Source organism: Nostoc sp., from assembly GCF_036917355.1.
GTDB lineage: Bacteria > Cyanobacteriota > Cyanobacteriia > Cyanobacteriales > Nostocaceae > Nostoc.
Genome location: NZ_JBALDP010000050.1, coordinates 1 through 10,734, shown reverse-complemented (window position 1 = coordinate 10,734; position 10,734 = coordinate 1). Strand labels below are relative to the sequence as shown.

The window sequence follows — 10,734 nt, the reverse complement described above, 5'->3', positions numbered from 1 at the left end:
GGTGGTTTCTTTCATGAGCTTTTTTCAACGTGAAAGCTATGCTAATTAAGCATTGTACTCTTTTTTACTCTCCTGTTTTGTCTAAGTCCCGTTAGTAGGGATCAGCCTAAAAAAGCTTGTAAAACGAATCTTGACCCAAGATTTCCCACCAACACACCGCTCATCATTGCAATAAATAACCTATATCAGCAGGGCTTTCGGAAGCCTTAAGAAAATCGATTGGCTACGCTTTGCTTTAAGAGCGATGACTACGACGGGCTGTCCGGTGTCGCTACTTTCTCCATCCCCAGATTTCCTTACTCAACACACCATCACCAGCAACCACGTTCTGTGGGCGACCAAGGAAAAAGCTCAAAGGTCAAAACATTGCTGGGGCAAACTTTAATTATGCAGATATCCGAGAGACGGATTTTACTAGGGCTAATAACAGTCCGCTTGACGGCGAAGACTAAAAGCAACGACAGCAACGACTTGTTGCGATCGCCAACACTAAAGATAAGCGAGACAGTACAATCAAAGAGCAGATTTGAGAGCATTCCTTTCTCAAAGGCATTGGACTTATCATCTCAAAAGTTTTCTTCTTCCCTCTTTCTCGTTGGCTGTATTGGCGAAATCTTTGTAGGGTGGTAGTTTCATCACTAGATAATTCTTGTACTCAGACTTTTGCCGGTCAACCAGAACTTTACAGACTACGATAGTCAAAACCCAATAATTATTTACAGGTTTCAATTTAGAAATCAACAACAGCTTATGAATCTACCTGATAGTCCCAAAACTCCCGATTGGTTGCAGAAGATTCAGTATATTATCGATCCCCTCGGTTATATGGATAATGCTTACCAACACTATGGTGACATTTTTAACGCGCCGATCATTGGGAATTATCAACGGCTATTGTTAGTCAGCAATCCAGAGGGGTTGCAACAACTGTTTACCAGGGATAGTAAAGAGTTTTATACCCCCAGCAATGGACTTTTACAGCTTGTAGTCGGAGATAATTCCATATTTTGCCTAGAAAGCGATCGCCACAAACGGGAACGGAAGTTGTTAATGCCTCCCTTTCACGGTGATAGAATGCGTGGTTATGGACAAACTATTTGTCACCTGACAGAGGGGATATTTAGCCAATTAACCCCTGGGACAACTTTCTTTGCGCGTAATGTTGTCCAGAGTATCTCTATAGAAGTCATCTTAAAGGTTGTCTTTGCTATCCATGAGGGAGAACGTTTCCAAAAACTCAAACAACTGATGACTGAGTTGATGGATTCCTTTACATCTCCCTTAGTCTCTAGCTTGCTTTTTTTTCCGTTCTTAAGAAAAGATTTAGGTGCAAGGAGTCCTTGGGGATATTTTCATCGCTTGCAGCAACAAATTGACCAATTACTCTATGCTGAAATTAGAGAGCGGCGTTCACAATACGATCCTTCCGCTAAAGATATCTTTACCTTGTTGATATCAGCGCGTGACGAAAATGGGGAGGAAATGAGCGATCAAGAATTACATGATGAGTTAATCACCCTACTGGTTGCTGGACATGAAACCACTGCAACGGCGATATCTTGGGCTTTATACTGGGTTCATAAACAGCCAGAAATTCTGGAGAAATTGCTGAGTGAGTTGGATAGCGTTGGTGATTCTCCAGAACCAATGAGCATTTTTAAACTACCCTACCTTACTGCTGTTGCCAATGAAACTTTGCGGATTTATCCGGTTGCACTGTTAACTGTTCCACGCGAGGTAAAAGAATCCGTGGAATTAATGGGTTATCAATTAGAACCAGGTACTAGGGTGTATGGTTGTATTTATTTAACCCACCAGCGTGAAGATTTATACCCAAACCCCAAGGAGTTTAAACCAGAAAGATTTTTAGAGAGACAATATACACCTTATGAGTTTTTCCCCTTTGGTGGTGGAGCAAGGCGTTGTATTGGCGAGGCTTTGGCAATGTTTGAGATGAAGTTGGTATTAGCAACTATTCTAGCAAATTATCAGATGGAGTTAGTTGATAATCGAGACGTGAAACCACAGAGACGGGGTGTTACCGTTGCTCCTGGAGGCGGGGTGAACATGGTGTTGAAGGGAAGGCGCTAAAATGGCGTAAGCGCGATGCTCCCGGCGGGTAGACATCCCACGAGTTGTACCCTAATATAGATGCGCTAGCGCTTTATGAAGAGTAACAAGCTCCGAATCCGTGTACGACCGCCATCTACAGCTTTTAACTTCACGCTGGTCTTTAAGAATGTTACGAATCGGTAAACTACCAAGCTCTAAACTTGTTAGTTTTGATTCACGCAAATTTATGCCAATTTTACCAAAGTAATATGTTAGCCGTTCTATGCGTTTTAAGCTAATATTTATGCCCCAATCAATTAATGTTGTCCGTGCTGCCTCAAACGAGCCAGCAATTGCACCATATCGGGCAATAGTCGATAAAACTCCAGGGGTTAAACCTTCGGACATTCCTAAATATCTTAAGAATGGGCAGAATCCAACATGAGTAGATTTTTTATTTTTATTTGTTTGAGTCTGACGTTCAACTACATACGGTAGCTTTAAAGTTACTGCGACATTACCAACTGTTAATATTTGCCGTCTTTTACAACCGTGCTTTCGCGTTTTATTGTGCCACCATCCCTGAGTTTCCTGCATTGTTTTGTGCAAAAATTCTTGAGATTTAGACAAGTCATGAAGCAACAAAGCAATACATTCTCCTGCTAAAATTAATGCCGATTCCCTAATTTGTTTTTCACGTAACTTGAAAGTTTGTCCATTCCATTCTGGGATATTCGTTAATTCTAAAATTTTCGTAACTTTTTCTTGAAAGTGTGACGCCGATTTGCTTAAATCAAAATTACAATATATATTATTTTTCATGGTAAGTATTCCCTGTTTTTGTTTTGATGTCAGATATCAAAACCTTTACTCCAAAGGGAATCCTACCTTTTTTTGTATCCTAAAATAATCTACAATTTAACCCAGTATTAATGCCTGATTCAAGGCAATAACTATTCTAAGTACAGCTAAATAGGTTTTTAGCGATCGCTGGTTTTTGATCCGATATCACAAAATCGCGTTGCTCCCCTAGCGACCTGCAATGCTAATCGTTTATTTTCTTAAGCAACTATATAAAATCTCTTTCCATCTTGGTATGTCAATTTCTCGAACTACAGTTATGTTTGGTTCTTTATGAAGGACATCTAATTCATCAATAACTGTCATACCGCGAGTTAGATCACTTGTTATTTCTATATCTACAAAATATTTGCCTTGACGGGTTACAATCGTAGGATCAAGAGCAACTGCCATCGCTACTGGATCTGCTAGTGTTAATCCAATAGCTCCTTGTAGTTTTCTAGAAGCTTCAAAAGAAAATCGATTGCTATTCACTGCTAAAAGCGATTTATCTGTTCCGAAAGCCTCAATCATGTCGATTTCAGTAGAGGTCAATGCGGCAGTATATCGGCTGAGTTCCCAACCAACCATTTCAATTGGCATTCCACTATGAAAAACGACCTTTGCTGCTTCTGGATCTACCCAAATATTGTATTCAGCAGCAGGTGTAACATTACCAACTGTATTAGCAGATCCACCCATTACTACATAGCGAGGAACTAAGGAAGCAATTTCAGGAGCACGGCTTAATGCAATAGCAATATTTGTCAGAGGCCCCAAGGTGACGAGGGTAATTTCATCAGGATAAGTTTTTAGTAAATCTATGATTGCATCAGTTGCATGTGACATTTTGGGTTTGATATGTGAATCGGGATAGTACATATTTCCCATACCATCTTTGCCATGAAACCATTCAGCATAATTACTTTTTCTGAGAATTGGTTTTTTACACCCAACATACACAGGTGTAGTAGCCTTACAAGTTTCTAACGTGTACAGTGCATTTTTCAAACCCTGTTCAACAGAAACATTTCCATTAACAATTGTTATTGCAACAACTTGTACATCTGTCCAAGAATGGGCCATCATAATTGCTACAGCATCATCAGAAGCAGTATCTGTATCAATTAGTAGTTTACGCATAATTAGCCTTAATTGATAAGAAATACAAATGAGAATATTGCCTAGTTTGTCTCATTTTAGGCAATGTTTTTCAATTTCGAGACGAAGCGATAATACTTTGAGACACCAAACTTACAGGTACTCCAAGCTCCGTTTTAGGCAAAGTTCTTTTACTGTCTATGAGCTAGAAAAATCATTTATGCAACTTATCTTTTAATGAGCGTGGTTAAATCTCGTATCAATCTCTGTAACGGTTGCTGTATAAGGTTTTTAGCTACAGGTTGTCCCTGGTTGCATGAACCTTCTATTTACGCCGAGCCGTGTGAATTTAACAATTCATGCACGGTTCTGTAGCTAAGTCAGGGGGGTGACTTCCTGGCTTAGGCATCCACCTAATTAGGATTCGGTTGAAGCCGTGCGTAGATTGATGGCCGGAGCAGGGTTAATCAAATAAGCATAGTGTGGCTCACCTTTTATGACACGCTCTCTAACAACGCGATAAATGAAGGACTCGCCAAACTGTTCGATAGGATATCTCTGCTGAATAAACCGAGCATACGTCATAAAGATTCGCCCATGCGGCTGTAGAACTTCCAGAGCATTTTTAAACAAGATTTTACGCATGTGAAATTCAGGATCGTACATAGATAATTCAACAACGTCCTCAGCATGAGCACAATCCCAAGGAAGTTCGGCAACAATAATGTCAAATTTTTCATCCGAGCGAAGTGGTGAGAATCCATCCCCTTCACGAATTGTAATTCTAGAAGATACCGAGTGAAGGTGTGCATTCTCTTGCGCACATTTCACAGCATAAGGATTGATGTCGGTAGCTACGACAGTTGCTCCCCTAAGCGCAGCCTGAACCGCCAAAAATCCTGTACCAGTTCCATAATCAAGTACTCGATCTCCTTTACGAATGCCAAAATTTGGATCGTCCATGCATTCGCAAATAAGCTCAGATAGCTCAGATGTTGGATAAACTTTTGGGAATACAACAATAGAAATGCCCCCCATATAGATGCCGTATGGTTCTCTAACCTGTCGTATCTTATTAAGCTTATTGTCAACTTTCTCGTTTCTCATACTTTACCTCTAAAAGTGCGTAGTACCATTCAAATGCTTTTAGTCCACGATGCTCTGTTGCAGAAGAAACGAACTCTGGAAGAAGATCACTTCCTAAATGGGGCAATACTAGAGACGCTGACATGAAGTGCCATATCCCATCAATAAGTTCCTTTGGGAGTTTTGGAATTGGAACTTTACCCATTTTAGTGCTATTTTTAATGCCTGAAATTCTAAAATCCAGCACTGAATTTATGAAAATGTTCCAACACTATTGAAAGCCGGAACTGCGTAAAGTTCTGTATATTTTGAGAAGCAAAAGCTACAAGCAAGTTGTAACAATGCTTTCAAGCACTTGGCATAAGGTGTCAGCTTCTCTAGTTTTAGGTCAAGTTGGATGTTGAAACATCGAATAATCAAGAGTTTTGAAAGTATGCGTTACAAAAGTTGACAACGTGGGTCATTTTACACGTATTTCGTCATCTCCCCATGTGGAAAAGGGAAGTTGGTTCGCGGAAGATGTACGCGAACTAATACCAGAGAATTAGCTTGTGATTTTAGATATTGTCGTGGTAGGTGTGTCAATGAGTGGAAATGAAAATCTTAGAGAAGAATCTGTATGAAGAATGTAACTTTGGAGACAAGCGTTTAACCCAAAGAGCAGCATTTATAGGTGAACTTTTATCAGTAAAATATGGTCAGCCTTTATCAAAAATATTTAAAATAGCTAGTGACCTCAAACGTGGTTACGAATTTTTCTCGAATCCAAAAACCAATTTTGAATCGTTGACTCAACCTTACTTTAAACAAACAGCCCAAGAAATAAACGGCACTCCTGTGGTGTTAGCTGTAGGAGATACAACTTTTTTAGATTACAAAAAAATACTAGCTAAAAGAGAAGAATACGTCCCAATAAGTAATGGTGGAAATGGATTAATTTTACATAGTTATTTAGCTTTAGAACCTGATTTGGGACAGCCCTTGGGGTTATTGTGGGAGAAGCTTTGGCATAGAGATCATAAAGCACCACAGCCGAGTAATGAAACCCAAGAAGTTAAAGAAGAGCGTCTAAAAAAAGAGCGAAAAGCTAAAAGAAATAAAGAATTTAAGTCCAAAGAATCTTACAGATGGGTTGAAGCTTTCTCAAAGATAGAAAAACAATTTTCTACTTTAGAAATTCCAGTAGGGGGATTACCATCGAAGATAATTCATGTCTTTGACCGAGAAGGCGATATTGCAGAAGTCTTCGCTCAAATCAGTCAAACTAAAAACGCAGGTGTAGTAGTCAGGGCGGCACATAACTGTTGTCTAGAAGCAGAGAATGGCCATTTATGGTCATACGTAACTTCCACTACTCTCAAGTTTGTAAAAGACGTTGAACTAGCCGAAACCAAAAAGTGTAATGCCAGAACTGCCACCTTAGAAGTTAGATATTGTCCAGTATCAATCAGTCCTCCAACAAGGCTAAAAAATCAAGGTAGTTTTCATGTTTATGCAGTCTATGCAAGAGAAATTAATTGTCCAGAAAATTGTGAACCAGTAGAGTGGATGCTATTAACTACTGAGCTAGTTGATTCGGAGCAATCAGCAACTCAAATTCTCCGTTGGTATACGTACCGTTGGCGAGTTGAAGAGTATCATAAAATTCTCAAGTCAGGTTGCCAAGCCGAAAGCTACCGATTAGCTGGTGAAAGTATGTCAACGATGTTGGGATTTTTAACTGTGATTGCCGCACAGCTATTGCGAATGACGTACTTGCACCGTAATTGCCCACACCTTGATGCTAATGTTGTGTTAACAAAAGTACAAATGGATGTACTGATAGCTAGTAGCCCGCCTAAATTTAAAAAAGATATCGAATTTACTGTTGATTGGGCTATTCGCGCTATCGCTCGCCTGGGAGGATACTTAGCCCTCTTTTGTCACTTTAAGCAGAGGAAAAATGAAAATCAAGGTTGAACAGGAATGTAAAAATTGGAGAAGTGAGGTTATAAACAATCGATTGGAGTTTAGTAAAACCACTCAACAATTGAGGAATAGGAAAAACTGTTAACCAAGGATATATTAAGTTAAACAAAGTAAAAGGTTGAATTATTAAGCGAAGATTGTTTAGAATGTTCTTCCAACCCTTTCCATCATCCCACCTTTGATGTGAAGCAAATTTTGATTCTGGTTGTGGTGAAGATGAACGCAGAGTTTCTGAATGTAAGCTAACCATCAAGTAGCTACTACAAACAATCTCCCACCAGCGTTCAATATCTGGATAATGAGTCAAACGATAATCAGCCCAACCTAATTCATTTTTACTTTGCTTTAAGCCATATTCAACCCAAGTTCTTAATCCATAAAAATTACCGACTTCCCTTGGTGTAATGTCAGGATAATTACTCATCACATACCAAGTAGAGTTTCCTGGCAATTTTTCAATGTCTGTTGTGAGCTGCCAATATCTGTGTTCTCCACGTTTTCCGTGAATGATCTCTCTAATAAATCTTTTTTCACTATTAAGGTCAGAAAACACTCTTTTGAATTTTTGCCAATCTAAATATTGAGTACGCTGCTTTGGAAGTAGCTCCACATAATGATTTGAACGAATCGCAACTATGTAATTGAGATTCATTTCATCTAACACAGATATAAAATTAGTACCACTCTCACCATATAAACTATCTGCCAATACCAAATTGAATTTAAAGCCCATTGACTTGAGCCTTTTCATCAACTTGGCTGCTATTTGTGGTTTGGTTAGATACTTATCTTCTGGCTTCAATGTTTCACGAGGCTTGTATACTTCAAATAGTAATGGAAAAGTCATTCCGCAGAACACACCATACGCTGTTACTACAACAATTCCATTCTCAATTTTTCCTAAATTTCCTATATACTGCCGAGTTACATAATCTGTTGACGAGCCTTTTTTCCTATCTCCAGTTTCATCAATAATTAAAATGATTGGTCTACCTTTGATTACTTCTAAAATTAGTTCTAAACGTAAAGCTCTTAACTTTTCTATATCCCAAGGCGATTTAGTTAAAAAATGATGTAAGCTCTGCTGGTTATCCAACCCTACGATTTTTGCTATTTCTGGTAAGGTTTTCCGTTTTAATTCAGAAATACATCCCACATGTAGGTACTTAAATGCTTCAAAGCTCCTAACATCTGAAAATAGCTTTTTATACCACTGACAATATTCGTCTACGAATTTGACTGTTGGCGCAGCTGGCCGAGACTCAAACATTATCTCTGTAATGCTTTCATCGTTTTTACCCAATTATTCTCTCATAATAGTGACAAAAGAGGGATAATCATCTAGTCGATCGCACCCTTTGTACTCACCTTGGAACCAAATCAGCTAAATCTATTTTCAGAAGTGAAGCCCACGCCGATACGCAGAACAGAGGGACTGCTGATGAGCGGTGATGCCCTACTGAAGTGGAAAGCGCAGATTTTGCACTATCAGCAACGGGTGAGGGAGAGCAAACCACCTGAACAGACGGCGTTATTTGATATTACACCTAACCGCTTCGACCCAGACGCGATAGATCCTTTTACTCTACCTTTGCAATCAATGGCGTTTTACAGGATGCCAACAGATGCGGGTAGCGCCGCTATTTATTTCGTCATTGATAATGCCATGCCCTTGCTGTTGTATGTTGGTGAAACAAGACGATCTGGTAAAAGGTGGAAAGGTGAGCATGGATGCAAGCAATATCTAGATAGTTACCATTCACTGCATCATCATTATGGACTGCAACGCTCCGTGAGCATCGCTTTCTGGTGGGATGCACCCACAGACCGGCGCGCACGGCAGGAATTGGAATTGAACTTAATTTTGAAGTGGCGTAGTCCGTTCAATAAAGAGAACTGGGTGCGCTGGGGGCAACCTTTTGGGTAGGGTGGCTTACTTATGCTTTATGGCGCTACTTTTTCTTTAAACTGCTTACCAGGGAAAAATCCGGCACTATCTAATAATTACTAATTCGTAATTCGTAATTCGTAATTAATTCATAATTGTGTAACTATCAGAATAGTTGTAAAAACTTTAAAGTTAAACAATTTTCTCCATGCGCTCGTTACTCTTTCAAAACTTAAAGCTGACTATTCCTACAGCTTTATTATTTACGGTTCTTGGCTATATTCTAAGTCTATTTCTGAGTTTTCTTACCAATCCACAAGCAGCAAGATGGCAATTCCATCTAGAATTCGGGACTGAACCCCGAAACCTTCATGAGCTTACAATTTTTCAAGCTCAGGCAGCATTCTCCGGTACAGCGCTCGGAATCCTAATAGCTCAAACAACTTTTTTTGTATATGTAAGTAAATTTGGACTCAGCAATCGTAGCACTAAGCAGTAATCATAAGCGATAAGCGATAAGCGCTATGCTTCAATTCACCACGGTTTTATACCAAGCTATATAGTTTTTACCGTCCTGTTTCACCTATCTGATCTGCATCGTCTGCTACTCCATTGCGAAAGCGTACTTCTAAGCCGTGTTCTGGCTCCCAGTCACACTCAGCTATCAACTTAAAGGTAGCAATATCTAGGTCATACTCCACATAAATATATGAGAAAGTGACTTGATCCCAGACCTGAATCGGATTAGCTAACACAGGCATTGACTCATCTCCAATCATGTCACGATATACATCATAATTTTGCAGCACCAGAGGAGCAGTGATGCGTCATACATCGGGTGGCAAAGCTAAAGCCTGCCGAATAGCTTCACGCCCTTTGCAATGAAAGTTCCCCAATCTGCCTCTGTTCAAAATCCACACAAATCGGTACACGGCGATCGCCCAAAACAGCACATTGTGCTAAAGTCCAATAGTTATCTTCCAATGTCATCTGTCCAAACTCAGCATCGTAATAACTTCTTGGGGATTCCATCATCTTCAGATATTACCTTTATTCTGGGTTTCCCTAGCAACTCTAAGAAACTAGTAAAAATTTTACTTTGAAATTAGTTGTACTTTTTGAGCGAGAATATCGATAGTTAAAGTTAAGTTCTGTATACCTAACCAGCTTTTCCTTTTAGGAATAGTTAAGTTCTGTATACCTAACCAGCTTCTCCTTTTAGGAATTCCCATTCACCCCAAATAGCGCAAATGCAGTTATTGAATTTGCCAAATATGTATAATGCTATCTTCATTGCTACTAACGAGGGTTTTACCATCCAAACTTAAAGCAAGCCCTAAAACAGAACTGGAACCATCTTGAAAGGTATGCAACGGCTTTAAAGTTTCTAAGCTCCACAGTTTAATACTGCCATCATAATTGCCGCAAATCAGAATTTTTCCATTAGGGCTAATGGCAAGAGATTCAACTGAATTAAAATTATCACTAAACTCATGCAGCAGTTTTCCAGTTTGAAGATTCCATAATTTCAGAGTACTAATTGCACGATTTCGAGAAACTAGCTGACCAAAACTACCAGTAACAAGCTTTTTACTATCTGGAGTAATGGCAATAGCATCAATTCCGGTTTTGTGCCCTTTGAGAATATGGCGTGTTTTTTTAGTTTGTAAATCAATCAGCCTAATTGTATTATCATCGCCACCCCCAGCACTTACAAGGGTTTGCATATCAGGGCTAAATGCAACTTTACTCACAAATCCTGAGTGTGTAGTAATGGTATCAAGCAGCTTAAGCGTATG

General features: G+C 39.4%; 11 protein-coding genes and 1 pseudogene. 4 read left to right on the top strand and 8 right to left on the bottom strand.

Annotated features, from left to right (window positions below):
- Window positions 1-219 precede the first annotated feature (219 nt).
- Complete coding sequence (locus V7K53_RS14820; RefSeq protein WP_335198283.1) at window positions 220-630, top strand: hypothetical protein; 411 nt, start codon at window positions 220-222, stop codon at window positions 628-630.
- 120 nt (window positions 631-750) lie between these two features.
- Window positions 751-2,091, top strand: a complete 1,341-nt coding sequence (locus V7K53_RS14815) for a cytochrome P450 (RefSeq protein WP_335198282.1) — start codon at window positions 751-753, stop codon at window positions 2,089-2,091.
- Window positions 2,092-2,183: 92 nt separating this feature from the next.
- Here V7K53_RS14815 and V7K53_RS14810 read toward each other — a convergent pair.
- From V7K53_RS14810 to V7K53_RS14795, 4 genes and pseudogenes are all read right to left on the bottom strand, one after another.
- Window positions 2,184-2,874, bottom strand: a pseudogene (locus V7K53_RS14810) (ISLre2 family transposase); the annotation flags it as partial.
- A gap of 231 nt (window positions 2,875-3,105) precedes the next feature.
- Window positions 3,106-4,035, bottom strand: a complete 930-nt coding sequence (locus V7K53_RS14805) for a nucleoside hydrolase (protein ID WP_335198281.1) — start codon at window positions 4,033-4,035, stop codon at window positions 3,106-3,108.
- Window positions 4,036-4,410: 375 nt separating this feature from the next.
- Window positions 4,411-5,100 (bottom strand): methyltransferase domain-containing protein, encoded by a 690-nt coding sequence (locus V7K53_RS14800; protein ID WP_335198280.1) that lies wholly within the window; start codon window positions 5,098-5,100, stop codon window positions 4,411-4,413.
- Window positions 5,081-5,326 carry a hypothetical protein gene (locus tag V7K53_RS14795; protein ID WP_335198279.1) on the bottom strand — a complete coding sequence of 82 codons (246 nt, stop codon included), beginning with the start codon at window positions 5,324-5,326 and terminating at the stop codon, window positions 5,081-5,083. The genes V7K53_RS14800 and V7K53_RS14795 overlap by 20 nt, the downstream gene beginning before the upstream one ends.
- Window positions 5,327-5,673: 347 nt before the next feature.
- On the opposite strand from V7K53_RS14795, the gene V7K53_RS14790 reads away from it, so the two are divergent.
- Window positions 5,674-7,038 carry an IS4 family transposase gene (locus V7K53_RS14790; protein ID WP_335198278.1) on the top strand — a complete coding sequence of 455 codons (1,365 nt, stop codon included), beginning with the start codon at window positions 5,674-5,676 and terminating at the stop codon, window positions 7,036-7,038.
- Here V7K53_RS14790 and V7K53_RS14785 read toward each other — a convergent pair.
- Complete coding sequence (locus V7K53_RS14785; protein WP_335198284.1) at window positions 7,007-8,317, bottom strand: IS701 family transposase; 1,311 nt, start codon at window positions 8,315-8,317, stop codon at window positions 7,007-7,009. The genes V7K53_RS14790 and V7K53_RS14785 overlap by 32 nt on opposite strands.
- Window positions 8,318-8,416: 99 nt before the next feature.
- Between V7K53_RS14785 and V7K53_RS14780 the strand changes: the two genes are divergently transcribed.
- Window positions 8,417-8,974: a GIY-YIG nuclease family protein gene (locus V7K53_RS14780; RefSeq protein WP_335198277.1), complete on the top strand. Its 558-nt coding sequence runs from the start codon at window positions 8,417-8,419 to the stop codon at window positions 8,972-8,974.
- A 527-nt stretch (window positions 8,975-9,501) separates the two neighbouring features.
- Here the strand turns inward: V7K53_RS14780 and V7K53_RS14775 are convergent.
- The 3 genes from V7K53_RS14775 to V7K53_RS14765 form a co-directional block, all read right to left on the bottom strand.
- A complete protein-coding gene (locus V7K53_RS14775; protein WP_335198276.1) occupies window positions 9,502-9,744 on the bottom strand; it encodes a DUF6985 domain-containing protein in 243 nt (80 codons plus the stop codon).
- A 58-nt stretch (window positions 9,745-9,802) separates the two neighbouring features.
- The gene (locus V7K53_RS14770) at window positions 9,803-9,970 is read right to left on the bottom strand and encodes a hypothetical protein (RefSeq protein WP_335198275.1); all 168 of its coding nucleotides are present in this window, start codon (window positions 9,968-9,970) and stop codon (window positions 9,803-9,805) included.
- Window positions 9,971-10,191: 221 nt separating this feature from the next.
- Window positions 10,192-10,734, bottom strand: a 543-nt coding sequence (locus V7K53_RS14765) for a WD40 repeat domain-containing protein (protein WP_442940493.1), incomplete at its 5' end; no start/stop codon positions are given.

Excerpts from the sequence above, each read along its gene's own strand:
- V7K53_RS14790 (WP_335198278.1), top strand. The coding sequence starts at position 5,674 with ATGAAAATCTTAGAGAAGAATCTGTATGAAGAATGTAACTTTGGAGAC.
- V7K53_RS14785 (WP_335198284.1), bottom strand. The coding sequence starts at position 8,317 with ATGTTTGAGTCTCGGCCAGCTGCGCCAACAGTCAAATTCGTAGACGAA.
- V7K53_RS14800 (WP_335198280.1), bottom strand. The coding sequence starts at position 5,100 with ATGAGAAACGAGAAAGTTGACAATAAGCTTAATAAGATACGACAGGTT.
- V7K53_RS14805 (WP_335198281.1), bottom strand. The coding sequence starts at position 4,035 with ATGCGTAAACTACTAATTGATACAGATACTGCTTCTGATGATGCTGTA.
- V7K53_RS14770 (WP_335198275.1), bottom strand. The coding sequence starts at position 9,970 with ATGATGGAATCCCCAAGAAGTTATTACGATGCTGAGTTTGGACAGATG.
- V7K53_RS14815 (WP_335198282.1), top strand. The coding sequence starts at position 751 with ATGAATCTACCTGATAGTCCCAAAACTCCCGATTGGTTGCAGAAGATT.